Raw genomic sequence first — 25243 nt, forward strand, 5'->3', positions numbered from 1 at the left:
CAATGCACCACGCTATACCCGCCGAGGCGGTCTGTAAATCTGACGTTCAGCCGCGTCCGCGGTATCCGGGAACGTCCTGATCCGGCACCCAGACGTCCTCGGGTGCCTTGCCCGATTGCCAGAACACGTCGATCGGAATGCCGCCGCGCGGATACCAATAGCCGCCGATCCGCAGCCATTCCGGCTGCATTTCGCGGAACAGCCGCTCGCCGATGCCCACGGTGCAATCTTCGTGAAAGGCGCCGTGATTGCGGAAGCTGCCCAGGAACAGCTTGAGCGACTTGGATTCGACGATCCGCTCGCCCGGCACATAGTCGATCACCAGATGCGCGAAATCGGGCTGGCCGGTGATCGGGCAGAGCGAGGTGAACTCGGGTGCTGCAAAGCGCACCAGATAGCGGCTGCCCGGCCGGGGGTTGGGCACATAGTCGAGCTCCGCTTCTTCGGGGCTGGCGGGCAGGGCGGATTGTTTTCCGAGATGCTTGGCGTCCATGCGCGCCATGTAGGCGTTTGCGATGCGGTTTCCATAGGGGTAGGACCGCCCCCATGGACGGATTGATCAGCACGCAGGCGCTTGCGGCGCAGCTTGGTACGCCGGACCTGCTGGTCCTCGATGCTACCTATACCTCCACCATTCCCGGTGCGGCGAAGCAGGATCCGCGTGCCGAGTTCGAGGCCGGGCACATTCCCGGCGCGCGGCTGCTCGACCTCGACATGCTGGTCGATGCCGACAATCCGCTGCCGTCGATGCTGCCGAAGCGGGCCGTGTTTGAGGCGCGCATGGCGGCGTTGGGCGTGACCGGCTCGACGCGCATTGTCCTTTACGACAACAGCCCACATCACACCGCTTGCCGTGCCTGGTGGGTGCTGCGCATGTTCGGGGTGCATGCCGCCATTCTCGACGGGAATATCGGCCATTGGCGCGCTGAAGGGCTGCCGCTGGAGACCGGTCCGCACATCGCTACCCCCTCCAGCTTCAAGGCGGGGGAACCCAACGCGCAGCTCCGCACGCTGCAGGATATGCGGACGACCAGTGAGCAGATCGTCGACGCTCGTTCGGCAGCGCGCTTTTCCGGTGCGGAACCCGATGCGCGTCCAGAATGCGCCGCCGGGCATATTCCGGGATCGAAGAACATGCCCTCGGGCCGGTTCTTCCAGGTTGACGGGCATTGGTTGCAGCCCGCGGCGCTCCAGGCGCTGTTCGACGATGCCGGCATTGACCTCACCAAGCCGCTGGTCGCCACCTGCGGTTCGGGCATCACGGCGGCGATCATCGTCTTCGCCGCACATCTGCTGGGCCACGAAATTGCGCTCTACGACGGCAGCTGGACCGAATGGGGCGCGCATCCCGAAACGGAAAAGGCAGTGGGCGCATGAGCCAGGAAGACAAGGACGCTACCCGCGTCGTGCACGCGGGGCGCCGCCCCGAATGGACGCAGGGCATCGTCAATCCGCCGGTGTGGCGTGCATCGACGATTCTCTACGACAATATCGCCGAGATGCGCGAACGCGGCAGCGCCGACACGCATCACAAGCTCTATTATGGCCGGCGCGGCACGCCGACCCAGTGGTCGCTCGCCGATGCGCTGACGGCGCTTGAGCCCGGCGCCGAGGCGACCTTGCTCTATCCGTCAGGTGTGGCGGCGATTACCACTGCATTGCTGGCGGTGCTGTCCCCCGGCGACGAAGTGCTGTTGCCCGACAGCAGTTACGAGCCGACCCGCGCGTTCGGCAACGGCATGCTCAAGCGCCTGGGCATCACCGCGACCTATTACGACCCGCTGATCGGCGAGGGCATTGCCGCACTGTGCAGCGAGCGTACGCGGGCGATCCTTCTCGAAAGTCCGGGCAGCCTGACCTTCGAGGTTCAGGACATCCCCGCGATCGTCGGGGTGGCGAAGGCGCGCGGCATCACCACGCTGCTCGACAATACCTGGGCGGGGCCGCTGTTCTTCCCGGCGATCGAGAAGGGGATCGACTATACGATCCTGTCCTGCTCCAAATATGTCGTCGGCCATTCGGACGTGATGCTGGGTTCGGTCACGGCGGCACCGGGCCAGTATGAGCGGTTGCGGGCCGCGACCTATCAGCTCGGCCTGTGTGCCAGCCCCGACGACGCCTATCTGGCGGCGCGGGGCCTGCGTACGATGGAAGTGCGCCTCCGCCAGTCTGGCGCGAGCGGGCTGAAGATCGCGCAGTGGCTGAAGTCCCGGCCGGAAGTGGCGCGGGTGCTGCATCCGGCGCTTCCCGACTGTCCGGGGCACGACCTGTTCGTGCGCGATTTCCGGGGAAGCTGCGGCCTGTTCTCGTTCGTGCTCAACGGCGGGGACGAGGCGGCACGCACCGCGCTGATCGACGGTCTGCGCCATTTCGGCATCGGGTTCAGCTGGGGTGGTTATGAGAGCCTGGCGATCCCGGCCGATCCGCAGCGCATCCGCACGATCGTGCCGTGGCAGGCGGAAGGGCCTGCGGTCCGTCTCTATATCGGTCTGGAAGACGCCGACGATCTGATCGCGGATCTGGAAGCGGGGCTGGCCCGCTTCACTGCCGCGCGCGGATAAGTCGGGTCACGCCGCTGCCAGATCTTCCGCAACGGCATCGGCCAGGCTGGTGCCGTCGAGGATGCGGGCAGTTTCGTCGCGTACCCGCGCCATCGCCTGTCGGATCGCACAGCTCGCCTCGTCCTTGCAATCGGCGCAGCGACGATAGGCCGTGCGGCTGACGCAGGGGACCAGCGCTAGCGGCCCCTCGATCACGCGAATGATTTCACCCAGCGAAATCAGATGGGCCGGACGAGCAAGTCGATAGCCGCCCATCTTGCCGCGCGTGGAGAACAGGAAGTCCGCCTCGCGCAGATCGGCCAGGATCAGCTCGAGAAATTTGCGCGGTACATTGGCTTCCGCGGCAATCCGGTTCATCGGAACCGGCGCGCCCGTGATGGGCTGTTCGGCCAGGAAGAGCATCGCGCGAAGCGCGTACCGGGAACGCTGCGTCAACATTACGCATCCTCCTTGCCTATCGAATGCGGCGCTGTGAAGGCCCTTAGGCGCTTCAACATGACCTTTTCATTAAGCGGAAAGCCCCTATATGGGGTTCTGCCGGGTTCGCCCGGCTATGGCGATAAACTGCGGCGTGCAATAGACGCAGCGGACCCGGGGGCAGTACCCGGCGGCTCCACCATAACCGGTGGTGTATCTGGACACCGTTTCTGACGGGGCCGAACCAGGATCGACGTGTGTTGAAAAGCGCTGTTTTCGTCCGGAGTGGGTCCACCGTGACGGCCCATTTTACAAGTGCCAACGATAACGAGGCGCTCGCGATTGCGGCCTAACCCAAGACCTCACGGTCTAGGTTAGATTGACAAAAGCGCGGTTGGACCACACCGGGCAACAGAAGTGGATTCCAGCGGCCGCCAGGGGGGCCGGGCAACAGAACCCCCTGGACCGTATCCGCGAACTTATCGCGCCGCGACTTGCGCTTTGGGCGAAGGTGAAAGCGCGCTGGCAATCAGCAGGTCTTCTTCCAGTTTCACGCGGTCGCGCAGGCGCGGCAGCATGGCGCGCGATGCCTCTGCGAAGCCACCCCGATCGGCGGCGATCGCCTCGGGTGTCCAGCTCTGCAGATAATCCTGCCAATTGGCCTTCAGCCGCTCGAACTCGTCGCGGACATTCTCTGCCGCATCCTGGGAAATGCCGGGCTGCGCCGCCATCGCCAGCGTGTAGATAGTCGCATCTTCGCGATCGAGATGGTCCGCCACTGCCTGCAGCAAATGGTTCAGTGTCATCGACAGCGTCTGCGGCGGCGCATCGGTGTCGAGCATGTCCGAAAGGCGTCGCGCAAGTACCTCGATTGTCTGATGATCATGCCGCAATTCGGTTATCGTCGCTCTGCTCATGAAGCCCTCCTGAGGTAGCCTCTTGCGCTCTTCGTGGACCAAAGGTCAGTCGGAATATCACTTATGGCGAATGTAACGAATATTTATACAATACTCGCCGCTGATTCGCACCAGTAAAGAAAAAGGGCCCGATCGCTCGGGCCCTTTTCTTGTTTTGGGTATCGCGAACCGATGAGGTCAGTCGCGGTCACCGGTCAGGAACGCTGGCAGGCCGACATCGCCGCCGTCTTCCTTGTCCTCGCTGCGCTCGCGGCGCGGCTTGTCGCCACGGTCGCGGCGCGGACCGCGATCGCCACGCTCGCCGCCACGGCCGCCTTCGCGACGGCGGTCGCCGCCGCGATCGCCACGATCACCCCGGTCGCCGCGCGGCTCGCGCGGTTCGCGGGCGGGGCGGGTATCTTCCAGCTCGGCGCCGGTTTCCTGATCGACGACGCGCATCGACAGACGAACCTTGCCGCGCGGATCGATCTCGAGCACCTTGACCTTCACTTCCTGGCCTTCGCTCAGGACGTCGGCCACCTTCTCCACGCGCTCGTTCTTGATTTCGGAGACGTGGACCAGGCCGTCGCGGCCGCCCATGAAGTTCACAAAGGCGCCGAAATCGACCAGGTTCACCACCTTGCCGGTGTAGACCTTGCCCACTTCGGGCTCCTCGACGATGCCGAGGATCCACTTCTTCGCGGCTTCGATCTGGTCGAGGTCCGACGAGCTGATCTTGATGATGCCCTCGTCGTCGATGTCGACCTTTGCGCCGGTGGTGGCGACGATCTCGCGGATCACCTTGCCGCCGGTGCCGATGACGTCGCGGATCTTGGTCTTGTCGATCGTGATCGTCTCGATGCGCGGTGCGTGCGCCGACAGTTCGGTGCGAACTTCGCCCAGCGCCTTGTTCATCTCACCCAGGATATGGGCGCGACCGGCCTTCGCCTGGTTGAGCGCTGCTTCGAAGATTTCCTTGGTGATGCCGGCGATCTTAATGTCCATCTGCATCGTGGTGATGCCTTCGGTGGTGCCGGCCACCTTGAAGTCCATGTCGCCCAGGTGATCTTCGTCACCCAGGATGTCGGACAGGATCGCGAAATCCTTGCCTTCCAGAATCAGGCCCATGGCGATGCCGGAGACCGGGCGCTTGATCGGCACGCCCGCGTCCATCAGCGCCAGGCTACCGCCGCACACCGACGCCATCGACGACGAGCCGTTCGACTCGGTGATGTCGCTGGTCAGGCGGATCGTGTAGGGGAAGTCTTCCTTGGCGGGCAGCACCGGGTGCAGCGCGCGCCATGCCAGCTTGCCATGGCCGACTTCGCGACGGCCCGGCGCGCCGAAGCGGCCCACTTCGCCGACCGAATAGGGCGGGAAGTTATAGTGGAGCATGAAGCTCTGGTAGCTGAGGCCGTTCAGGCCATCGATCATCTGCTCGGCGTCCTTGGTGCCGAGGGTGCAGGTTGCGATGGTCTGGGTCTCGCCGCGGGTGAACAGCGCCGAACCGTGCGCGCGCGGCAGGAAGTGCGTTTCCGCCTCGATCGGACGGATCTGCGTGGTGGTGCGGCCGTCGATGCGCTTGCCGTCCTTCAGGATGGCGGTGCGGACGATCTCGGCTTCCAGCTTCTTGGTCAGCTTGATGCCGGCCATGACTTCCTGCGGGGACAGGCCGTCCTCGGTGAACTGCGCCTTCGCCTTGGCACGCGCCTCGTTGAGCGCGTTCGAGCGGGCCGACTTGTCGGTCAGCTTGTAGGCGGCGGCGATGTCCTTGCCGATCAGCTTCTTGATCTTGTCCTTGAGCTTGGCGTTGTCGTCCTGCGACGCCATTTCCCACGGATCCTTGGCGGCCTGCTCGGCGAGCTTGACGATCGCCTTCACCACTTCGCGGCACGCATCGTGCGCGAACAGCACGGCGCCGAGCATGACCTCTTCCGAAAGCTCCTTGGCTTCGGATTCGACCATCATCACCGCGTCATAGGTGGCGGCGACGACGAGATCGAGCTCGCCCTCGGCAACCTGCGCGTCGGTCGGGTTCAGGATGTATTCGCCGTTGAGATAACCGACGCGCGCCGCGCCGATCGGGCCCATGAACGGCACGCCCGACAGGGTGAGGGCGGCGGACGCGGCGATCATCGAGAGGATGTCGGGCTCGTTCTCGCCGTCATAGCTCAGCACCTGCGCGATGGCGTTGACTTCGTTGTAGAAGCCTTCCGGGAACAGCGGGCGGATCGGGCGGTCGATGAGGCGGGAGACGAGCGTCTCCTTCTCGGTGGCGCCGCGCTCGCGCTTGAAGAAGCCGCCCGGAATGCGACCGGCGGCCGAGAATTTTTCCTGATAGTGGACGGTCAGCGGGAAGAAGTCCTGGCCTTCCTTTACGCTCTTCGCAGCCGTGACGGCGCAAAGCACCACGGTTTCGCCGAGGGTCGCGATCACCGCGCCGTCGGCCTGGCGGGCAACCTTGCCCGTTTCGAGAGTCAGCGTCTTGCCGCCCCACTCGATCGATACAGTCTTCTTGTCGAACATTTCGTTTCCTTCACTCCCCGGTGCCAATCACGCGGGGGGCCTATGCGTGAGCCGATTGTGGCTCGTGGGACCGACCGTATTGCCGGATCCCCCGTCTGCCCCGGCACATGCCGGGACTGCCGGTGCGTTATCGCACCGGAATGACAAAAAGGCGACCCGAAGGTCGCCTTTCCGTGTTACTTGCGAAGACCCAGCTTCGCGATGAGATCGGTGTAGCGGGTCGCGTCCTTCTTCTTCAGATAGTCGAGAAGGCTGCGGCGCTTGTTGACCAGCATCAGCAGACCGCGGCGCGAGTGATTGTCCTTCGCGTGGGTCTTGAAGTGCTCGGTCAGGTTGGCGATGCGCTCCGAGAGGATCGCGATCTGCACTTCGGGGCTGCCGGTATCGCCCTCTGCCCGGGCGTGTTCCTTGACGAGCGCGTCCTTGCGCTCCTGCGTGATCGACATGCGTTTTCCTTCGACATCATGCTACAGGTTGAACCCGCGAACGACCCGGATGCGTCCGGCCTCTGCCTCTACCAGCGCGACCGGGGTTTCTCCCGAAAGCGCGAAATGGAGGCCATCGTCTGCGGCGATCCCGACCAAGACCTGTCCCTGACGGAGCAGCCCTGCCTGATCGGGGGAGAGAGATAGAGCCGGGATGTCGTCCAGCCCCGCCCTCAACGGCAGGAGAATGTCTTCAAGGCGCCGCTCCTTAGCGGCACGGGCAAGAAAGTCCAGCGAAATCGCCTGATCGAGCGTGAACGGCCCGGCCTTGATCCGGCGCAGATAGGTGACGTGGCCGACGCTGCCCAGCGCAACCGCGATGTCGCGCGCGAGGCTGCGGATATAGGTGCCCTTGGAGACATGGGCGCGCAGGGTGATTTGCTGGATATACTCGTCGCCCTCACCCTTCCCTATCCCATCGGGAGAGGGAGGGAGCGGCGAAGCCGCGGAAGGGTGAGGGTGACTGACCTCTGGGGCCGCTATTACCTCCAGCCTGTAAATCGTCACCGCGCGACTCTTCAATACCACCGCTTCGCCGGCGCGCGCCAAATCATAGGCCCGCTCGCCATCCACCTTGAGCGCCGAATAGGCCGGCGGCACCTGTTCGATCGGTCCGGTGAAGCGCGGTATAACTGCCTCGATCTGCCCCAGGGTCGGCCGCACCGCGGACTCGGCAACCATCTTGCCCTCGGCGTCGAGCGTGTCCGTCTCCACCCCGAACTGGATGGTGAAATCATACACCTTGTCGCTGTCGAGCATCCGGCCGGCGAGCTTGGTCGCTTCGCCCAGCGCGATCGGCAGCACGCCCGTCGCGAGCGGGTCGAGCGTGCCGCCGTGGCCGACCTTCGCCTTGCCATAGCCGCCCTCGCGCAGCGCACGCTTCACTGCGCTCACGCCCTGCGTCGAGCCGAGCCCCAATGGTTTGTCGAGAATGATCCAGCCATGCATCGCGCGCGGCTTACGCCGGTGGGCGTGGAACGCAACCGTTCAGCCGATTGCGCCGCGCCGCTCGGTAAAGTGGCGGCGGCAGAGTGCGACGTAGCGGTCGTTGCCGCCAATCTCGCGCTGCTCGCCTTCGCGGACCGCCTGGCCCTCGCCATCGACGCGCAGGTTCATCGTCGCCTTGCGGCCGCACTCGCAGACCGACTTGATCTCCACGAGCGAGTCGGCAAGCGCGAGAAGTTCGGCACTGCCTTCGAACAGCACGCCGCGGAAATCGGTGCGCAGGCCATAGCAGAGCACGGGAATTTCGTCCTCATCGGCCACTGCCGCCAATTGGCGAACCTGCTGCGCCGACAGAAACTGCGCCTCGTCGACCAGTACGCAGGCGAGTGGGGCGGCGAAATGCGCATCCTGGATCGTCGCGCGCAGGTCGCTGTCCGCCTCGAAGGGAATCGCACCGGCATGGATGCCCAGGCGGGAGTCGATCACGCCGTGCCCGCCGCGATCATGCACGCCGGCGGTGAACAACAGCGTGCGCATGCCGCGCTCGCGATAGTTGAAATCGGCCTGGAGCAGCGTGGTCGATTTGCCCGCGTTCATCGAGGCATAGTAGAAATAGAGCTTGGCCATCAGGCGAGAGTCTCGATCGAAACGGGTGGGTTCGGACCGGCGGCGCGCTGGATCGCCCGATCGAAAGTCGCGAACATGCTGGCTGGGCCCGCGGCCAGCAAATGGAGCATGTCCGCAAGGTCTGCGCCTTGCGAAAACCGATCCAGTGCCCAGACGAGCGCACCAGCGTCCTCAACCTGGACAGTCGGGAGGTCGATCAGGTCGCGCAAGGCTTGCGCAACCGCGTCTATGGGTTGTCGATAGCGCGACCGCAAAAGCCATTCGAGTTCGAGGAGCACGCTGTTCGATATATAGACATCACCGCGCAGTACCTCGGTTGCGATTGCGGACTGGACCGGATCGTCCCCAATCAGAAAGCGCGCGAGGACGTTCGTATCAACCGCGCGCACGATTGTCCCGCGCGGCTGCGGCGCGGGCGGCAGCTTCTCCAATTGCGTCGTTCATATCGTCAATGCTGAGCGCAGGCCCATCGTATTGCAGCTTCGCGCGAATGGCGCTGGCAATCTCGTCGAAGGAGCGGCCCGATTTGGTTGTAATGGGCCGCAACACGATCGAAGCGCCGCTGCGCACGACCTCCAACTGCTGACCGGGCAGGAAGCCAAGCGCGTCCCGAACTTCTTTCGGGATCACAACCTGGCCTTTTGCCGAGAGAGTTGTGGTGGCATTCATGCTGGTAAGATGCGTCTTACTGGCGGCGGTGTCAATCGCTGCCCTCGCCGAGGTCGCGTGCGACGTTCGGCGCGCGGAGCAGCTTGTCGATATGGCTGCCTTCGTCGAAGCTTTCGTCGGAGAGGAACTTCAGCTTCGCGGCATATTTCATTTTCACCCGATGCGCGACTTCGCGCTGGAGGAAGGCGGTGTTGGTGCGCAGCGCCTTCAGCACCACCTCCTCGTCCTTGCCGAGCAGCGGCTTCACGAACACGGTGGCGTGACGCAGGTCCGGGGACATGCGCACTTCGGTCACCGAGACCATGTGGCTGGCCAGCACCTCGTCATGCACGTCACCGCGCTGGAGGATTTCACTCAGCACATGGCGCACCTGTTCGCCGACGCGCAGCACGCGGACGGAGCGGGTTTCATCGGTTTCGTTGTTGCGCATCTTGTGATTCTGACCGGTTTTCGCTATGTGAGAGACACTGCAACTGTGACTGTTGGCAAGACGTCACCTCTTGAGCCCGGGTGTTCCAGCGCCCGGGCTCAAATCGTTTTGGGCTCCCGGCGTTCCAGCACCAGGAGCCCGCACTGGGTTATCTGCGACTCAGCTCGATGAGCTTAGCCACCAGCCCGAGCAACGCGACGATGAATGTCGCGAAACCCAGAACCAGACCTGCAACTACTTCTATTGGCACATGAACCACCTCCTTTTCGGCCGCAGGTGCAGCCGAAAAGGAAGCGTATCACAGACTAGCCTGCCAAGGAACAAAAACGGAACATTGGCGACCTTGCCGTTACAGCGTACGATCGCGCAGTTCGACTTCGAAGGTTTCCAGATAATCGCCCGGCTTGATGTCGGTGAAGTTCTGCGTGAACGTCACACCGCACTCGAGACCGGCGCGCACTTCGGCGACATCGTCCTTGAAGCGACGCAGCGACGCGATTTCGCCATTGTAGATGATGACGTCGTTGCGCGTGATGCGTGCCTTGAGCGCCTTGCGAATGAAGCCGTCGACGACCAGCAAACCGGCCGCCTTGCCGTGCTTGCCGGCCGAGAAGACTTCCTTGATCTCGGCGCGGCCGACGACCGTTTCGAAGGCTTCCGGACCCAGCTCGCCCGCCATACCGGCGCGGATCTCGTCGGTCAGGTCGTAGATGACGTCGTAATATTTCAGCGCCACCTTGTTGCGATCGGCAATTTCGCGCGCCTTGGCATTGGGACGAACGTTGAAGCCGATGATCGGTGCGCCGCTGGCACCGGCCAGCGTCACGTCGCTTTCCGTGATACCGCCGACGCCCGAATGAAGGATGCGCACCTTGATCTCGTCGGTCGATATCTTGTTGAGCGCCCCCACGATCGCCTCGACCGTACCCTGGGTATCGGCCTTGACCACCAGCGGATATTCGATCGCCTGCTTTTCCTTGAGCGCGGAGAACATGCTCTCCAGGCTGGCCGGTGCCTGGGTGGTGCGCTTCTGGAGCAGCACGCCCTGGCGATATTCGGCGACTTCGCGGGCACGCGCCTCGCTTTCGACCACCTGCAGCGGATCGCCCGCCATCGGCACGCCCGACAGGCCGAGCACCTCGACCGGCATGGCCGGCCCGGCTTCCTTGATCTGGCGACCCTTGTCGTCGATCATCGCGCGGACCTTGCCGCTTTCGGCACCCACCACGAATACGTCGCCGACGCGCAGCGTGCCGCGGTTGACGAGGATCGTCGCGACCGGGCCGCGGCCCTTGTCGAGCTTCGCCTCGATCACCGTGCCCTCCGCGGCGCGATCCGGGTTGGCACGCAGTTCGAGGAGTTCGGCTTGGAGCTGGATCTTCTCGATCAGTTCGTCGAGGCCGATCTTCTTCAGCGCCGAAACTTCGACATTCTGGACGTCGCCGCCCATTTCTTCGACGATCACCTCGTGCTCGAGCAGGCGCTCGCGCACCTTTTGCGGATTGGCGCTGTCGAGGTCGACCTTGTTGATCGCCACGATCATCGGCACGCCGGCCGCCTTGGTGTGATTGATCGCCTCGATCGTCTGCGGCATCAGGCCGTCATTCGCCGCCACCACCAGCACGACGATGTCGGTGACGTTCGCACCGCGCGCGCGCATTTCGGTGAAGGCTTCGTGACCCGGCGTGTCGAGGAAGGTGATCTTCGACTTGTCCTTCAGCGTGACCTGATAGGCGCCGATATGCTGGGTGATGCCGCCGGCTTCGCCCTTCACCACATCGGTGCCGCGCAGGGCATCGAGCAGGCTGGTCTTGCCGTGGTCGACATGGCCCATGATCGTGACGACCGGGGGACGCGGCTGGAGCTTGTCCTCCGGATCCAGCTCGGTATCGATCTGCAGATCGACGTCGCTCTCGCTGACGCGCTGGACGTTGTGGCCGAAATCGGTGACCAGCAGTTCAGCCGTGTCCTGGTCGATCGACTGGTTGACGGTGACCATCATGCCCATCTTGAACAGGGCCTTCACCAGATCCGCGCCCTTTTCGGCCATGCGATTGGCGAGTTCTTGCACCGTGATCGCTTCGGGAACGACCACGTCGCGGACCTGCTTGACTTGCGGCTCGCGTGCGCCACCGAACGAACGGCGGCTTTCCTTCTCGCGGGCGCGCTTCAGCGCGGCGAGCGAACGGGCACGCGCACCATCGTCGCCACCCAAAGCGCGGGTAACGGTCAGCTTGCCCGATTGGCGGCGGTCGTCGCCCTTGCGGTCGCGCTGCGGCTTGGCCGGTTCGGCACCCGGACGGCGTGCCGGGGCGCCGGGCGAGGCCGGGCGAGCGGCACCGGCGGCTGCTGGCCGTGCGGCACCGGCAGGTGCGCCCGCCGGACGGGCGGCCTGCGATGCAGCGGCCTGGGGCTGCGCTGCTTCGGGTTCCGGCTTGGGTGCGGGCTTCGAGATTTCGGGGCGCTGCACGGGCGTGAAGCGACGCGGCGCAGGCAGGCCGGCGTCGAGCTGCAGCGTGATCGGGCGCGGCGGCGCAGGCGGCGCCTTGGGCGCAGACTTCGCGGCTGCAGGCGCCGGGTCTGCGGCAGGGGCCGGCGCGGGCGCTGCTTCCGCAGTCGGAGCAGGTGCTGCTGCTGCCGGCTCGGGCGCAGGGGCAGGTTCCGGCTCGGGCGCTGGCGCTGCCTCGACCGGCTGGGCTGCTTCCGCTTCGGCGCGGGCACGCTCTTCGGCGCGACGGCGCTCTTCCTCGGCGGCCTCGGCACGCTCGCGCTCTTCACGACGGCGTGCTTCCTCCAGCGCCTGCATGCGCTGTTCTTCCGCCTCGCGCAGCAGCTTGGCCTGGCGTTCCTGCGGGGACAAATTGTCCATTGCCGGGCGCGGGGCCGGTGTCGCCGGGCGCGGCGCCGCTTGCGGGGCGCGAGCAGCCGGAGCAGCAGGGGCGGGCGCAGGCGCAGGGGCCGGCGTCGCTTCTTCCTGCGGCGCACCCTGCGGGCCGAGAACACGGCGGCGCTTCACTTCCACGACCACGGTGTTCGAACGGCCATGGCTGAAGCTCTGCTTCACCTTGCCCGTCTCGACCGTGCGCTTCAGTCCCAGCGGCGCGCGCATGCCCAGTTTCGGCTTGTCGTTTTCGGTGTCGCTCATGCGGCTACTCAAGTTCCTCAAAGTGTACGTCGTTCAATGGCACGCCGGACGGAAATGCCGATGCGCCTTGCGAGGCTGTTTCGCAAGGCACAGGAGCAGTCTCGAGTCCGATAAAATTCAGCCAGCGGTTGAGCGCTTCGCTCGTCCGCTGCGCCGCCCGGGCGTCGGTCAGGCCGGCATGTACCACATTTTCGCGGCCAAGCGCCAAGGACAATATGGTACGTGGCAAGGGCAATGTTAAGCCCTTGAGTGCAGAACCTTCGCGATCCGATCCCACGCGCCATGCCTGGGCCAGTCGGCGGCTGCCATCCTCGCCTGCATCGGCGGCGTGGAGCAGCAGATGGAGCCGGCCGCTGCGGGCGGCCTTTTCGATCCGCTCGGCACCGATCACGACATGGCCGGCCTTCGCCTCCAGCCCGAGCCGGTCGAGCGCGGCGCGCTCCAGCTGGGTGGCAATCCGGTCTTCCAGATCGTCGGGAATGCGGATGTCGCCGGTGCGCAGGCTGCGCGACAGCGCCGCTCGCAAGCGCCCCTTGTCGCGCGATGCGGTAAGCCCTGCCTTGTCCACAGAAATCCACGCGCCGCGGCCGGGGGCCTTGGCGCGAATGTCCGGCAGCACTTCGCCCTCCGGCGATAGCACGAGCCGGATGAGCCCTTCGCGCGGCGCTTCTTCCCGCGACAGGATGCAGGTGCGAACTGCGTCGCTCATCGGCCCCTCCCGTTACGGAAGAAGTGCAAACGGCGCGGATATGCGCTCCCCTCCCGCTCGCGGGAGGGGCTGGGGGAGGGGCTGAAACGGATCAGCGCACCTTCCACGTCGATCCCTCCCCCGACCCCTCCCGCAAGCGGGAGGGGAGCGAAGGCTGGCAACGCAGCCGCAGCAGCGCCGATGCGGCGTGCTGCGGAGCCTAACGATGTCAGTCGGCGCGTATCATTGTTCGGAGTCCGCAATTGCGTCCTCCTCGCCCGCTTGCGCGGGTTCTTCATCGGCGAACCAATGGGCGCGGGCCGCCATGATGATCTCGTTGCCCTGTTCGTCGCTCAGGCCATATTCGGCCAGGATGCCGCCCTTGGCTTCCTTGCGCGGCGTGTCGTCGCCGCGGCGACGCGGTTCCGAACGCTTTTTCTCGACCAGTTCGTCGGTCGCCAGATCGGCCAGGTCGTCGAGCGTCTTGATGCCCGCCTTGCCGAGCGTGACCAGCATCGCTTCGGTCAGATACGGCATGGTGGTCAGTTCGTCCGACACGCCCAGCGCGCGGCGTTCCTCGCGATTGGCTTCTTCGCGGCGCTCCAGTGCTTCCTGTGCGCGGTTCTGCAGTTCCTGCGCCAGATCCTCGTCGAAGCCTTCGATCGCCGCCAGCTCGTCGAGTTCGACATAGGCGACTTCTTCCAGCGCGCCGAAACCTTCGGCAACCAGCAGCTGCGCCAGCGTCTCGTCGACATCCAGCTCGTTCTGGAACATTTCCGAACGCTCGACGAATTCCTTCTGGCGCTTTTCGCTCGCATCTGCCTCGGTGAGGATGTCGATCGCCTTGCCGGTCAGCTGGCTGGCGAGGCGGACATTCTGGCCGCGACGGCCGATCGCGAGGCTGAGCTGGTCGTCGGGAACGACGACTTCGATGCGGTCTTCTTCCTCGTCGATCACGACGCGGCTGACATTGGCCGGCTGCAGCGCGTTGACGACGAAGGTCGCGGTGTCCGGCGACCAGGGGATGATGTCGATCTTTTCGCCCTGCATTTCCTGCACGACGGCCTGCACGCGGCTGCCCTTCATGCCGACGCAGGCGCCGACCGGATCGATCGAGCCGTCATGGCTGATCACGCCGATCTTGGCGCGGCTGCCCGGATCGCGGGCGGCGGCCTTGATTTCGATAATGCCGTCGTAGATTTCCGGCACTTCCTGCGCGAACAGCTTCTTCATGAAGTCCGGATGCGCGCGGCTGAGGAAAATCTGAGGGCCCCGATTTTCGCGGCGAACGTTCAGGATGATCGAGCGGACGCGATCGCCCACGCGGACCACTTCGCGCGGGATCTGCTGGTCGCGGCGGATCACGCCTTCGGCGCGGCCGAGGTCGACCACGACATGGCCGAATTCGACGCGCTTCACGACGCCGGTGATGATCTCACCCATGCGATCCTTGAATTCGTCAAACTGGCGCTCGCGCTCGGCGTCGCGGACCTTCTGGAAGATGATCTGCTTCGATGCCTGCGCCTGGATGCGGCCGAACTCGATCGGGGGCAGCGGATCGACGATGAAGTCGCCGACCTTCGCGCCCTTTTGCAGCTTCTGCGCGCCCTTCAGGTCGACCTGCTTGAAATAGTCGTCGACGGCCTCGACCACTTCGACGACGCGCCACAGCCGCAGGTCGCCGGTGTTCGGATCGAGCTTGGCGCGGATGTCGTTTTCGACGCCATAGCGGTTCTTGGCGGCGCGCTGGATCGCGTCTTCCATCGCTTCGATCACGATGGCCTTGTCGATCAGCTTCTCGCGCGCAACCGCATCGGCGATGGCAAGCAGTTCTGCCTTGTTGGCGGAAATGGCGGTGGCCATTCGGGCTTATCCTTCTACTTCGATAATCTTGTCGGCGCCCTCGGCGGAGAGCGGCGCGGTGGCGGCAATCAGGCGGTCGGTCATCGTCAGCTTGGCATCCTCGATCGCCGCGAACGGCAGCACATGCGCGGTGCCGTCCTGCGTTACGATCGTGATGCTCGCAGCCTCTGTGTCGATGCCCGCGAGATCGCCCTTGAACTGTTTGCGCCCGTCCAGCTTTTCGGCGAGCGTGATGCGGGCTTCATGCCCCTTCCAGTCTGCAAAGTCGCTCAGCCGGGTCAGCGGCCGGTCGATGCCCGGCGAGCTGACTTCCAGCCGATAGGCATGGTCGATCGGATCGCGCCCTTCGGCTTCCAGCCGGTCGAGCAGGTCGGAGATGCGGCGCGACAGATCGGCGCAGTCGTCGATCGTCAGCTGGCGCGTGTCGGGGCGCTCGGCCATCACCTGCAGCGTCGGATCGCTCTGTCCGCCGAACATCTTGACGCGCACCAGCGCAAAGCCAAGCGCCTTTGCTTCGGCTTCGATCTGTCGGGTCAGTTCGGCGAGTTCCGCCACGCGATTCTCCAATGGCATTCAAGCAGCTTCAGCGCCGGAACCGCGGGGGCTCCGACCTCGATCATGTTTGACGATGTCCGAGAAAGCACCTGCCATATACGCGCAGCCAGCGGCGGGAGCAAGGGGGCGTGGCAAGCGACTGGCGAAATGACAGGAAAAGCCGAAATTGCGGCAGCCCGGCCAAATGGCGGTTGCAACTCTTTGCCGAACCGGGTGGTTTCGGCGGAGCCCCTCATGCCGGAGATTCGCCCATGCCCCGCTCGCCGATGCTGATCGCGCTGGCCTTCACCACGGCCTGTTCCTCGCCGGCATCGAACGCCCAGCAGCCGGCTGCCGGCAGCCCGACGCCCGCCCCCTCGCCGATCGCGGTGCCAAGCGGCACGCCGGCGCCGGTCCCTGCAGGCTTGCCCTTCACTGTCACGCGCATTGCTGATTTCGATTCGCCCTTTGCCGTCACCTTCCTGCCCGACGGCGCCGCGCTGGTGACGGAAAAGGCAGGCCAGCTGCAGCTCTGGCAGGCAGGCGAGACGACGCAGGCGGTAAGCGGCGTGCCCAAGGTTGCAGCAGGCGGGCAGGGCGGCCTGCTGGATGTCGCGCTGGCACCGGATTTCGCCAGCAGCAACCTGATCTATCTCACCTATTCCGAACCGCGCGCGACCGGCAGCGCGCTGGCAATGGCCCGTGCCCGCCTGACGCGCGGCAAGGCGCTGGCGCCGCGGCTCGACAATGTCGAAGTGCTGTTCCGCAGCGGTGCCGATGGTCAGGGCGGTCAGTTCGGTGCGGTGATTGCCTTCGCGCCCGATGGCAAATCGCTGTTCCTCTCCTCGGGCGAGCGGCAGCGCTTTACGCCGGCGCAGGATCCGAACCAGGCGCTCGGCAAGATCCTGCACCTCACGCTCGACGGCAAACCCTTTGCGGGCAATCCCGATGCCGGAAAGGCCGGTGCGCAGACGATCCAGGTGATCGATCCCCCCGCCGATACCGAGGTCGCGAAGACTGCCAAGACGCGCAGCTTCACCTTTGACGGGGCCAATCCGGCACCCGCCTCGACCTGGAGCAGCGGGCATCGCAACCCCTACGGCCTCGCTTTCGATGCGGCGGGCAATCTCTGGGAGCATGAGATGGGGCCGCAGGGCGGCGATGAGCTGAACCTGATCCTGCCCGGCAAAAATTACGGCTGGCCCAATGTCTCGTTCGGCGAGAACTATAACGGCACGCCGATTCCCAAGCCGAAAGCGGGGGACGGCTATGAAATGCCCAAGCTCTATTGGGTACCGTCGATCTCGCCGGCCGGGCTGCTCTATTACACCGGCAATGATTTTCCGCAGTGGAAGGGATCGCTGCTGATGGGCGCTCTGTCGGGGCAGGCGCTGATCCGCATCGCTATCAGCGGCGCCGATGCCCGCAAGGCCGATCAATGGGACATGGGCATGCGTATCCGCGATGTGGCGCAGGGGCCGGACGGATCGCTTTGGCTGCTGCAGGATGGCGGGCGTGGCGATGGCGGGTGGCTGATGCGGCTGAGCCCCAAGCAATAGGGGCGAAAACCGCCTGATTGCGCTCCCTCTCGCCAGCAGGAGGGGAAGCCCCGCTATCGCACGATCAGGTAATTCATCCGCGCCGATGCAATCGGCCGGTCTTCCTCGTCCTGCCAGGCAATGGCGCTGACATTGGCGACGCGGTTGCCCAGCCGGGTGACGATGCCGCGGGCGCGGGTTTCCTTCTCGCGGCCGCCGCGCATATAATCGACCGTTACGTTGACCGGCTTGAACCGCGCGCCGCCATCGGCCTCGAGCGCGCGGATCAGTGCGCCGATCGCGGCCATTTCGAGCAGGCCGCCGATGGCGCCGCCGTGCAGGAAGCCCGGCCTCCCGACGACATCGCCGGAAAAGGGCATGACGAACACCGGCGCATCTTCGCCCGGCTCGATGTGCAGGCCCAGCAGCTCGGCATAAGGGGGCAGTTTCACCAATAGCCCTCCGCTGCCATGAACGTTCCCGCGACATGCGCCAGCGGGTCGGCGGGATCGCCGTCATGCGCCTGCCCGCGCACAAAGGCGATCGAGCGGGTGAGGCGATAGCATTCGCCGCGGCCTATCACCGTCTGGCCGCTGCGTGCCGGCCGCAGATAGTCGATACGCAGGTCCAGCGTTGCATGTGGACGGAAGGTGCCGAGTTTCAGCCACACGGCGACGCTGGTTGCCATGTCCATCAGCGCCAGAATCGGACCGGAGGCGAGTACGCCGGTTTCCACCTGCCCCACCAGATCGGCATGCCACGGCAGTTCGAGTTCCGCCCAGTCGTCGCCATGGTCGCGATAGCCGACGCCCAGCCGGCCGCCATGGCTGGCGAAGCGCAGCTTGAAGAACATCTGCGGATCGAAGCGCGGGGGCGCCGCGGGTTCGCTGGTACTGGACATGCCTCTTGGTAACGGTGCTCCCTTGCCCGCGCAAACGCTTCGCCGCACTATCGCTGGCAGGACCGGCGCCCGGCGAGGCGCGCGGCAGGAGGATGCAGATGAGCGAGCGCGTGACCTGGACGATGGCGGAAGGCGTGGCCGAGGTGCGGCTGGCCCGGCCGGACAAGATGAACGCGCTCGATCCCGCAATGTTCGACGGAATCATCGCCACCATCGATGCGCTGGCCGCCACGCCCGGGCTGCGTGCGGTGGTGCTGTCGGGCGAGGGGCGCGCCTTTTGTGCCGGGCTCGACATGGCGAGCATGGCCAATGCCGGCGAAGGTGCCGACCTGGCGGTGCGGACGCACGGCCTTGCCAATCGCTTTCAGCAGGTCGCCTGGGGCTGGCGGATGCTGCCGGTGCCGGTGATCGCGGCGGTGCACGGCGTGGCGTTCGGTGGTGGGCTTCAGATCGCCAGCGGCGCGGATGTGCGGGTCGCCGCACCCGACACGCGGCTGTCGGTGATGGAACTGAAATGGGGCATCGTGCCCGACATGGGCGGTTTTGTGCTGTGGCGCGGGACGGTGCGTGACGATGTGTTGCGCGAACTGACCTATACCGCGCGCGAATTTAGCGCGGCTGAAGCGCAGGCGTTCGGCTTTGTCACGCGCCTTGCCGACGATCCGCATGCCGAGGCACTGGCGCTCGCCCGCGCGATTGCGGGGCGGAATCCGGAGGCGGTGCGCGCCGCCAAGCGGCTCGCCAATCACGAGGGAGACGCCGCCGCCGTGCTGATGGCCGAAAGCGTCGAGCAGGCGGGCTTGCTGCGGACGCCCAACCAGATCGAGGCGGTGATGGCCAATATGCAGAAGCGCGCGCCGCAGTTCCGCGACTGAGCACAAGGGTTGCGGGGCGGCGCCACACCTGCGAAACGGCCCGCTTTCCCAACCAGCGGCGCGGAGGGCCGATGTCGTTCAACAGCTTCGGTCGCGTATTCCGCTTCACTACCTGGGGCGAAAGCCATGGGCCGGCGCTGGGCGCCGTGGTCGATGGCTGTCCGCCGGGGCTGAACCTGAGCGAGGGCGACATCCAGCCTTTCCTCGACCGCCGCCGCCCGGGTCAGTCGCGCTTCACCACCCAGCGGCAGGAACCCGATCAGGTTCGCATCCTGTCCGGCGTGTTCGAGGGGCGCACCACCGGCACACCGATCGCCCTGCACATCGACAATGTCGACCAGCGATCGAAGGACTATTCGGAAGTCGCCAAGGCGTACCGCCCCGGTCATGCCGATTATGCCTATGACCAGAAATATGGCTTTCGCGACTATCGCGGTGGCGGGCGTTCCTCGGCGCGCGAGACGGCGGCGCGGGTGGCGGCGGGCGCGGTTGCGCGGCTGGTAATCCCGGAAGTGACGATCACTGCCTGGGTCGAGGCGATCGGCGGCGACGCGATCGACTATGCGAAGTTCGACGCCGGTGAGATCGGCAACAATCCGTTCTTCTGCCCCGATGCGGAGGCTGCCGCCCGCTGGGAGGGGCTGATGGATGAAGCGCGCAAGGCGGGCTCGTCGCTGGGCGCTGTGGTGGCGTGTGAGGCGACCGGCGTGCCGGCAGGCTGGGGCGCGCCGCTCTATGCAAAGCTCGACAGCGAACTGGCGGCAGCGTGCATGTCGATCAACGCCGTTAAGGGCTTCGAGATTGGTGACGGGTTCGGCGCCGCAGCGCTGCGCGGCGAGGAAAACGCCGATGCCATGCGGCCCAATGCTGAAGGTGGCGTCGATTTCCTTGCCAACCATGCTGGTGGAATCGCCGGGGGCATAGCGACCGGCCAGCCGGTGCGGCTGCGCGTCGCGTTCAAGCCGACCAGCTCAATCCTGATCCCCGTCGAGACCGTGACCCGCGAAGGCGAGGCGAGTGAAATCCGCACCAAGGGGCGGCACGACCCCTGTGTCGGCATTCGCGGGGTACCCGTGGTGGAAGCCATGGTGGCGCTGGTGCTGGCGGACCAAAAGCTGCTGCATCGGGCTCAGGTCGGCTGACCCCCGGCTCGCTCTGCCCTCAAGCTGTTGTCTCGGCGGGATAATCCGCGGGGAGTGATTCAACCCGAACCGTGCAGGCGCGTTCAGGTGGGGCGTATTCAACAGCAGAGGACTGCCGATATGACGCTCAAGATCCTGATTTCCGCGGCCGCACTGGTCGCTGCGCCTGCCGCTTTTGCCCAGACCACGCCGGGGCAGACGACTCCCGGTCAGACGACGGCCGACCCGACGGGCCAGCACCGGCCGGGCCAGACGACGACGGACCAGGGTTCGATGACGCCGGGCACGACCACGTCGACGCCCGACACCACGACCACCACCCCGGACACGACGACCTCGACCCAGCCGACCGATCCGACGGCTGGCCAGGCGGGTTCTACCGCCAGCGGCAGCGATTCGGCCGATCGTCCGAAGCGCAAGCGTCCGCACTAAGCGCTGGTCGCCCCCGCGTTGCACGATGCAGCGCGGGGGCGATGCTTTTTACCTGCTCAGTCCGCGAAGGGGTCGCGGACGAGAATCGTGTCTTCACGTTCCGGGCTGGTCGACACCAGCGCCACCGGACATTGAATCAGCTCTTCCACCCGCCGGATATACTTCACCGCCGCCGCCGGCAGCTCGGCCCAGCTGCGCGCGCCGGCGGTCGATTCGTGCCAGCCGGGGATCGTCTCGTAGATTGGCTCGACTGCGGCCTGATCGGCGGCATTGCTCGGATAATAATCGAGCACCTCGCCGCGCAGACGGTAGCCGGTGCAGACCTGGATTTCATCGAACCCATCGAGCACGTCGAGCTTGGTCAGGGCGATGCCGGTGATGCCGGAAACCGCGACCGACTGGCGCAGCAGCACCGCGTCGAGCCAGCCACAGCGGCGCTTGCGGCCGGTGACGGTGCCGAATTCATGCCCTCGCGTACCTAGCCGCTCGCCGACTTCGTTGTCCTGCTCGCTGGGGAAGGGGCCGGAACCGACGCGGGTAGTATAGGCCTTGGCGATCCCCAGCACATAGCCGACCGCACCCGGACCCATACCTGATCCGCCCGCCGCCGTACCGGCGATGGTGTTGGAGGAGGTGACGAACGGATAAGTGCCATGGTCGATGTCGAGCAGCACGCCTTGCGCGCCTTCGAACAGAATGCGGCGGCCGCGCGCTCGTGCCTCGGCCAGCATCTTCCACACCGGCTGGGCGAAGGGCAGGACGAAGCCGGCAATCTCTCGCAGCGCCTCGACCAGCGCAGCGCGGTCGATCGGCGGCTGGCCGAAACCGGCGCGCAGCGCGTCATGGTGCGCTGCGAGACGATCGAGCTGTGGGCCGAGATCGTCGAGATGGGCAAGGTCGCACACCCGGATCGCGCGGCGGCCGACCTTGTCCTCGTAGGCGGGGCCGATGCCGCGGCGCGTGGTGCCGATCTTGCCCGCGCCGCTCGCATCCTCGCGCAACCCGTCCAGATCGCGGTGGAATGGCAGGATCAGAGGGCAGGTGTCCGCGACCTTCAGCGTATCCGGCGTCACTTCGACACCCTGCTCGCGTAGCCGGGCGATCTCGTCACGCAGTGCCCAGGGATCGAGCACTACGCCATTGCCGATCACGCTGGGCGTACCGCGCACGATCCCCGAGGGCAGCAGCGACAGCTTGTAGACCTTCTCGCCCACCACCAGCGTGTGGCCGGCATTATGCCCGCCCTGAAACCGCACGACCACATCGGCCCGCTCGGCGAGCCAGTCGACGATCTTGCCCTTGCCTTCGTCACCCCATTGGGCGCCGATCACTGCAACATTTGCCATGGATACACGTCCTCCGCCTGCCGGGGCGGACCCGGGCCGCCCTTCGACAGGACTCGGCGGCCGGGCTGAATCATCCGGGCGTGTTGCCCGAAGCCGCGGCGCGCATGGCGAACCGCAGCGCGCGCGTCAAGGCCCGGTGTGTGCCGATCCGTCCAGCGCTGCCCGCACCGCGACAGCCAGGGCGGCAATATCGAACGGCTTGGCGAGGATGGTGACGCCCGGTTCGGTTATCACCGGCTCGTCGGGGGCATAGCCGCTGGTGAGGAGGATTTTCAGTTGCGGGTGTCGCTCAGCGGCCAGCCGCGCTAGTTCGCGCCCGCTCATTTCGGGCATCACGACATCGCTGAATAGAAGCGATACCGGCTGGCTGCGTTCGAGCAGGCGAAGTGCCTCTGGTCCGTCATGCGCGAAGAAGACCGCATAGCCGAGCTCGCGCAGCGCCTCGACCGAATAGCTGCGAACCCGCTCCTCATCTTCGACCACCAATACCGTTTCCCCGGCCTCGGCGCGTGGCAGGGCCTGTTTGGCGGCGGGTAGCGGCGGTTGGGGTATGACACCCGGCGCGGCCGGAAGCCATACCCGCACTGCCGTGCCCTGATCTGGCCGGGTATCGATCGCGACATGGCCGCCCGACTGGCGGACAAAGCCGAACACCTGACTCAGGCCCAGCCCGGTCCCCTTGCCCACGCCCTTGGTGGTGAAAAACGGATCGAACGCCCGCGCGGCGACATCGGGTGCCATACCCGATCCGGTATCGCGCACGCCGATCTCGACATAATCGCCCGCTGCAATCTCGTGTGCTTTGGCTGCGCTGTCATCCAGCGTGACATTCGCCGTCTCGATCGCCAGCGTGCCGCCCTGCGGCATGGCGTCGCGGCCGTTCACGGCAAGGTTCAGCACGACATTTTCGAGCTGGTTGCGATCCGCCACCACCGGCCAAAGCTGTCGTGCCAGCTGCGTCTCGATGGTCACGCCTTCGCCGAGCGTGCGCAGCAGCAGCTCTATCATGCCTTCGATCATCTCATTTGCATCGAGTGCAGTGGGCGCCAGCGGCTGCTGACGCGAAAAGGCGAGCAACCGCTGGGTAAGTGCCGCTGCCCGGGTGGCGCCATCACGCGCGGCGACGACATAGCGGTCGAGATCGGTGCGTCCCTGTTGCAGCCGCCGCTCCAGCAGATCGAGCGCGCCGATAATCACCGCCAGCATATTGTTGAAATCATGGGCGATGCCGCCGGTAAGCTGGCCCACCGCTTCCATCTTCTGCGCCTGACGCAATTGCGCCTCGGCGGACATCAGCTGTTCGGTCCGCTCGCGTACTGCAGCCTCCAGCTCCTCGCGCGAGCGGGCCAGCACTTCGCGGGCGTCCACGATTTCCTGGATGTCAGTGCAGGTGCCGAACCAGCGGGTGATTCGCCCCGCCTCGTCGCGCACCGGCTGCGCGCGGCCCAGCACCCAGCGATATTCGCCGCTATGGTGGCGCAGCCGATATTCGATGCGGTAGAGTTCCCCCGTCGCCAGCGAATGTTCCCACACCGCCCAGGCGCGGACCTGATCCTCCGGATGGAACATGCCGGCCCAGGCGGTGCCGTCGGTACTGCCATAGGGAACGCCGGTATATTCATACCAGCGGTCGTTATAATAATCGTGATAGCCGTCGGCACGGGTCGACCAGACCATCTGGTCGATCGAATTGGCGATGGCGCGGAATTTGGACTCGCTTTCGCGCAGCGCGAGCACCGCATCGGCGCGCTCGACCGAATCCCAGCTCGTTTCGACGACATTTTCGACGAACGCGATTTCCTCCGGCGTCCAGTCGCGCGGTGCCGCGCTGTTGGCGTAGAGCGTCGCCACCCACTGGCCGCCGCGCAACAGCGGCACGCCGATCGCCGAGGGGGAGACGCGGCTGAGCTGCGTTTCCGGGAACAACGCGCGCGTATCGGCCATCACCATGGTGCGGCCCCGGCGATAGCTGTCGACTAGCGGCCCCACTGCATCGACCGGCATCACGCCGCTCAGCGGGGGCAGTTCGCCATTGGTCCAGCAGGGGCCGAAATGCAGCTCTTCACCCGCTACGCGATAGAAGCCGACGCGAGCCAGCCCCAATTGCCGCCCAAGCTCCGACACCGCCAGTCGCATAATCGCGTTGGGCGTATCGAGCGCGCGCTGGCGTTCGGCCAAGCTGTGGAGAAAGGATTGGGCCTCGTTCGCGCTACGCAGTTCCTCGGCTGCCTCCTCGGCGGCCTGTTCGGCCCGTTTGCGAGGCGTGAGATCGGTGACGGCGATGAAAAGGCCGGTGACGTTGCCATCCCCCGACTTGATCGGATGGAGGACGAAGTCGAGCACCCGGCGCTCGGCATCAGCATCGGGCTGTCGGCGCAGCAACACATCGCGGTTGATCGCGCGATAGGGTTCGCCGGTGCGATAGACGGTGTCGAGCACGTCGATATAGCCTTGGTCGATCACTTCGGGCAGCGCGTCGGCCAGCCGCTGGCCTTCCACTTCGGCGCGGCCGACCAGGTCGAGATAGGCCGGGTTGGCCAGCACGAAGCGATGCTCCGGCCCTTCCAGCAGCGCAATCGCACCCGGTGCCTGCTGGAAATAGTCGCGCAGCCGCTCCAGTTCGGCCTTTCGTGTCCGTTCGGCGAGTACGACGCGGGTGGTCTCATTGCCCTGGTTGAGAATGCCCAGCACCCGACCTTCGGCATCGCGAATTGGCGTGAAGCTGTAATTCCACCAGGTTTCTCGCGGCACGCCGTCGCGCGCCATCGGCAGCATTTGGTCATAGGCGGCAAAGCCGCGGCCGGTTGCTACCACCTGTTCCATCTGCGGTCCTACGACGTCCCAGATGTCGGCCCAGACCTCCGCGCCGGGGCGTCCCAGCGCCCACGGGTGCCGCTCGGCGGGAATCGGCGCCCAGGCATCATTGTAGACCAGCCGAAATTCCGGCCCCCAGTAAATGGCTGTCGGAAAACTCGATGCCAGCGCAACATCCACCATACGCTGCAAGGGTTCGGGCCACTGCTCGGGAAGGCCCAGCGGGTGAGTCGACCAGTCGAAATCGCGGATACGCCCGGCCATTTCGCCGCCATGATCCAGGAATCGGAGCGGAAAGGCCATGCAGACTTCGATGATACCCACCCCGGCATAAGTCAATCAGCGCTCCAAATCCCGGGGAGGCAGCACGGTTCCGTGGTGGGTAAAACTGCGATAAGGCGGGCGCGAA

At 65.6% G+C, this 25243-nt stretch carries 24 protein-coding genes and 1 other RNA gene; 7 read left to right on the forward strand and 18 right to left on the reverse strand.

The window, feature by feature from the left end:
• Positions 1-46 precede the first annotated feature (46 nt).
• Positions 47-493 carry a preQ(1) synthase gene (gene queF, locus ACT53K_RS09750; protein ID WP_476228739.1) on the reverse strand — a complete coding sequence of 149 codons (447 nt, stop codon included), beginning with the start codon at positions 491-493 and terminating at the stop codon, positions 47-49.
• 53 nt (positions 494-546) lie between these two features.
• Here queF and ACT53K_RS09755 point away from each other — a divergent pair, with 53 nt between their 5' ends.
• Together ACT53K_RS09755 and metC are read left to right on the forward strand one after the other, a co-directional pair.
• Positions 547-1377, forward strand: coding sequence for a sulfurtransferase (locus ACT53K_RS09755; protein ID WP_476228428.1), 831 nt, complete (start codon positions 547-549; stop codon positions 1375-1377).
• The gene (metC, locus tag ACT53K_RS09760) at positions 1374-2561 is read left to right on the forward strand and encodes a cystathionine beta-lyase (RefSeq protein WP_476228429.1); all 1188 of its coding nucleotides are present in this window, start codon (positions 1374-1376) and stop codon (positions 2559-2561) included. The genes ACT53K_RS09755 and metC overlap by 4 nt, the downstream gene beginning before the upstream one ends.
• 6 nt (positions 2562-2567) lie before the next feature.
• Here metC and ACT53K_RS09765 read toward each other — a convergent pair whose 3' ends face one another.
• On the reverse strand, positions 2568-2999 hold the full coding sequence (locus ACT53K_RS09765) for an RrF2 family transcriptional regulator (protein WP_476228430.1): 432 nt from the start codon (positions 2997-2999) through the stop codon (positions 2568-2570).
• A gap of 59 nt (positions 3000-3058) precedes the next feature.
• Here ACT53K_RS09765 and ssrA point away from each other — a divergent pair.
• Positions 3059-3404, forward strand: a transfer-messenger RNA (tmRNA) gene (gene ssrA, locus ACT53K_RS09770).
• 53 nt (positions 3405-3457) lie between these two features.
• On the opposite strand, the gene ACT53K_RS09775 is transcribed toward ssrA, so the two are convergent.
• The 12 genes from ACT53K_RS09775 to rimP form a co-directional block, all read right to left on the reverse strand.
• The gene (locus tag ACT53K_RS09775) at positions 3458-3895 is read right to left on the reverse strand and encodes a hemerythrin domain-containing protein (protein ID WP_476228431.1); all 438 of its coding nucleotides are present in this window, start codon (positions 3893-3895) and stop codon (positions 3458-3460) included.
• A gap of 177 nt (positions 3896-4072) precedes the next feature.
• Entirely contained in the window at positions 4073-6400 is a 2328-nt protein-coding gene (gene pnp, locus ACT53K_RS09780) for a polyribonucleotide nucleotidyltransferase (RefSeq protein WP_476228432.1), read from the reverse strand.
• Positions 6401-6576: 176 nt separating this feature from the next.
• Positions 6577-6846, reverse strand: a complete 270-nt coding sequence (gene rpsO, locus ACT53K_RS09785; RefSeq protein WP_459117956.1) for a 30S ribosomal protein S15 — start codon at positions 6844-6846, stop codon at positions 6577-6579.
• A gap of 21 nt (positions 6847-6867) precedes the next feature.
• On the reverse strand, positions 6868-7833 hold the full coding sequence (gene truB / locus ACT53K_RS09790; RefSeq protein ID WP_476228433.1) for a tRNA pseudouridine(55) synthase TruB: 966 nt from the start codon (positions 7831-7833) through the stop codon (positions 6868-6870).
• A 39-nt stretch (positions 7834-7872) separates the two neighbouring features.
• Complete coding sequence (locus ACT53K_RS09795) at positions 7873-8457, reverse strand: thymidine kinase (protein WP_476228434.1); 585 nt, start codon at positions 8455-8457, stop codon at positions 7873-7875.
• Positions 8457-8888 (reverse strand): type II toxin-antitoxin system VapC family toxin, encoded by a 432-nt coding sequence (locus ACT53K_RS09800; protein ID WP_476228435.1) that lies wholly within the window; start codon positions 8886-8888, stop codon positions 8457-8459. The genes ACT53K_RS09795 and ACT53K_RS09800 overlap by 1 nt, the downstream gene beginning before the upstream one ends.
• On the reverse strand, positions 8833-9126 hold the full coding sequence (locus ACT53K_RS09805; RefSeq protein WP_476228436.1) for an AbrB/MazE/SpoVT family DNA-binding domain-containing protein: 294 nt from the start codon (positions 9124-9126) through the stop codon (positions 8833-8835). The genes ACT53K_RS09800 and ACT53K_RS09805 overlap by 56 nt, the downstream gene beginning before the upstream one ends.
• A gap of 31 nt (positions 9127-9157) precedes the next feature.
• Complete coding sequence (gene rbfA / locus ACT53K_RS09810) at positions 9158-9556, reverse strand: 30S ribosome-binding factor RbfA (protein WP_476228437.1); 399 nt, start codon at positions 9554-9556, stop codon at positions 9158-9160.
• A gap of 349 nt (positions 9557-9905) precedes the next feature.
• Positions 9906-12701 (reverse strand): translation initiation factor IF-2, encoded by a 2796-nt coding sequence (gene infB, locus ACT53K_RS09815; protein ID WP_476228438.1) that lies wholly within the window; start codon positions 12699-12701, stop codon positions 9906-9908.
• Positions 12702-12705: 4 nt separating this feature from the next.
• Positions 12706-13410: a DUF448 domain-containing protein gene (locus tag ACT53K_RS09820; RefSeq protein WP_476228439.1), complete on the reverse strand. Its 705-nt coding sequence runs from the start codon at positions 13408-13410 to the stop codon at positions 12706-12708.
• Positions 13411-13632: 222 nt separating this feature from the next.
• The gene (nusA, locus tag ACT53K_RS09825) at positions 13633-15252 is read right to left on the reverse strand and encodes a transcription termination factor NusA (protein ID WP_476228440.1); all 1620 of its coding nucleotides are present in this window, start codon (positions 15250-15252) and stop codon (positions 13633-13635) included.
• Positions 15253-15258: 6 nt separating this feature from the next.
• Positions 15259-15825, reverse strand: coding sequence for a ribosome maturation protein RimP (gene rimP, locus ACT53K_RS09830; RefSeq protein WP_476228441.1), 567 nt, complete (start codon positions 15823-15825; stop codon positions 15259-15261).
• Between the two features lie 233 nt (positions 15826-16058).
• Here rimP and ACT53K_RS09835 point away from each other — a divergent pair, with 233 nt between their 5' ends.
• The gene (locus ACT53K_RS09835) at positions 16059-17345 is read left to right on the forward strand and encodes a PQQ-dependent sugar dehydrogenase (RefSeq protein ID WP_476228442.1); all 1287 of its coding nucleotides are present in this window, start codon (positions 16059-16061) and stop codon (positions 17343-17345) included.
• A 53-nt stretch (positions 17346-17398) separates the two neighbouring features.
• Here ACT53K_RS09835 and ACT53K_RS09840 read toward each other — a convergent pair whose 3' ends face one another.
• Both ACT53K_RS09840 and ACT53K_RS09845 read right to left on the reverse strand, forming a co-directional pair.
• A complete protein-coding gene (locus ACT53K_RS09840) occupies positions 17399-17776 on the reverse strand; it encodes a PaaI family thioesterase (protein ID WP_476228443.1) in 378 nt (125 codons plus the stop codon).
• Positions 17773-18225, reverse strand: coding sequence for a PaaI family thioesterase (locus tag ACT53K_RS09845; protein WP_476228444.1), 453 nt, complete (start codon positions 18223-18225; stop codon positions 17773-17775). Before ACT53K_RS09845 ends, ACT53K_RS09840 begins: the two co-directional genes overlap by 4 nt.
• Positions 18226-18323: 98 nt before the next feature.
• On the opposite strand from ACT53K_RS09845, the gene ACT53K_RS09850 reads away from it, so the two are divergent.
• The 3 genes from ACT53K_RS09850 to ACT53K_RS09860 all read left to right on the forward strand — a co-directional run bounded on the left by ACT53K_RS09850 (position 18324) and on the right by ACT53K_RS09860 (position 20674).
• Positions 18324-19100: a crotonase/enoyl-CoA hydratase family protein gene (locus ACT53K_RS09850; protein ID WP_476228445.1), complete on the forward strand. Its 777-nt coding sequence runs from the start codon at positions 18324-18326 to the stop codon at positions 19098-19100.
• A gap of 71 nt (positions 19101-19171) precedes the next feature.
• Entirely contained in the window at positions 19172-20242 is a 1071-nt protein-coding gene (gene aroC / locus ACT53K_RS09855) for a chorismate synthase (RefSeq protein ID WP_476228446.1), read from the forward strand.
• Positions 20243-20362: 120 nt separating this feature from the next.
• The gene (locus ACT53K_RS09860) at positions 20363-20674 is read left to right on the forward strand and encodes a hypothetical protein (protein ID WP_476228447.1); all 312 of its coding nucleotides are present in this window, start codon (positions 20363-20365) and stop codon (positions 20672-20674) included.
• Between the two features lie 56 nt (positions 20675-20730).
• Here the strand turns inward: ACT53K_RS09860 and ACT53K_RS09865 are convergent, their stop codons facing one another.
• Together ACT53K_RS09865 and ACT53K_RS09870 are read right to left on the reverse strand one after the other, a co-directional pair.
• Positions 20731-22020, reverse strand: a complete 1290-nt coding sequence (locus tag ACT53K_RS09865; protein WP_476228448.1) for an adenylosuccinate synthase — start codon at positions 22018-22020, stop codon at positions 20731-20733.
• Positions 22021-22146: 126 nt separating this feature from the next.
• Complete coding sequence (locus tag ACT53K_RS09870; protein ID WP_476228449.1) at positions 22147-25137, reverse strand: PAS domain-containing protein; 2991 nt, start codon at positions 25135-25137, stop codon at positions 22147-22149.
• Positions 25138-25243: the final 106 nt, after the last annotated feature.

Source organism: Sphingomonas sp. DMC8, assembly GCF_056314185.1.

Coding starts and splice junctions, on each gene's coding strand:
- queF (WP_476228739.1), bottom strand. CDS start 493: ATGGACGCCAAGCATCTCGGAAAACAATCCGCCCTGCCCGCCAGCCCC.
- ACT53K_RS09755 (WP_476228428.1), top strand. CDS start 547: ATGGACGGATTGATCAGCACGCAGGCGCTTGCGGCGCAGCTTGGTACG.
- metC (WP_476228429.1), top strand. CDS start 1,374: ATGAGCCAGGAAGACAAGGACGCTACCCGCGTCGTGCACGCGGGGCGC.
- ACT53K_RS09765 (WP_476228430.1), bottom strand. CDS start 2,999: ATGTTGACGCAGCGTTCCCGGTACGCGCTTCGCGCGATGCTCTTCCTG.
- ACT53K_RS09775 (WP_476228431.1), bottom strand. CDS start 3,895: ATGAGCAGAGCGACGATAACCGAATTGCGGCATGATCATCAGACAATC.
- pnp (WP_476228432.1), bottom strand. CDS start 6,400: ATGTTCGACAAGAAGACTGTATCGATCGAGTGGGGCGGCAAGACGCTG.
- rpsO (WP_459117956.1), bottom strand. CDS start 6,846: ATGTCGATCACGCAGGAGCGCAAGGACGCGCTCGTCAAGGAACACGCC.
- truB (WP_476228433.1), bottom strand. CDS start 7,833: ATGCATGGCTGGATCATTCTCGACAAACCATTGGGGCTCGGCTCGACG.
- ACT53K_RS09795 (WP_476228434.1), bottom strand. CDS start 8,457: ATGGCCAAGCTCTATTTCTACTATGCCTCGATGAACGCGGGCAAATCG.
- ACT53K_RS09805 (WP_476228436.1), bottom strand. CDS start 9,126: ATGAATGCCACCACAACTCTCTCGGCAAAAGGCCAGGTTGTGATCCCG.
- rbfA (WP_476228437.1), bottom strand. CDS start 9,556: ATGCGCAACAACGAAACCGATGAAACCCGCTCCGTCCGCGTGCTGCGC.
- infB (WP_476228438.1), bottom strand. CDS start 12,701: ATGAGCGACACCGAAAACGACAAGCCGAAACTGGGCATGCGCGCGCCG.
- ACT53K_RS09820 (WP_476228439.1), bottom strand. CDS start 13,410: ATGAGCGACGCAGTTCGCACCTGCATCCTGTCGCGGGAAGAAGCGCCG.
- nusA (WP_476228440.1), bottom strand. CDS start 15,252: ATGGCCACCGCCATTTCCGCCAACAAGGCAGAACTGCTTGCCATCGCC.
- rimP (WP_476228441.1), bottom strand. CDS start 15,825: ATGCCATTGGAGAATCGCGTGGCGGAACTCGCCGAACTGACCCGACAG.
- ACT53K_RS09835 (WP_476228442.1), top strand. CDS start 16,059: ATGCCCCGCTCGCCGATGCTGATCGCGCTGGCCTTCACCACGGCCTGT.
- ACT53K_RS09845 (WP_476228444.1), bottom strand. CDS start 18,225: ATGTCCAGTACCAGCGAACCCGCGGCGCCCCCGCGCTTCGATCCGCAG.
- ACT53K_RS09850 (WP_476228445.1), top strand. CDS start 18,324: ATGAGCGAGCGCGTGACCTGGACGATGGCGGAAGGCGTGGCCGAGGTG.
- aroC (WP_476228446.1), top strand. CDS start 19,172: ATGTCGTTCAACAGCTTCGGTCGCGTATTCCGCTTCACTACCTGGGGC.
- ACT53K_RS09860 (WP_476228447.1), top strand. CDS start 20,363: ATGACGCTCAAGATCCTGATTTCCGCGGCCGCACTGGTCGCTGCGCCT.
- ACT53K_RS09865 (WP_476228448.1), bottom strand. CDS start 22,020: ATGGCAAATGTTGCAGTGATCGGCGCCCAATGGGGTGACGAAGGCAAG.
- ACT53K_RS09870 (WP_476228449.1), bottom strand. CDS start 25,137: ATGGCCTTTCCGCTCCGATTCCTGGATCATGGCGGCGAAATGGCCGGG.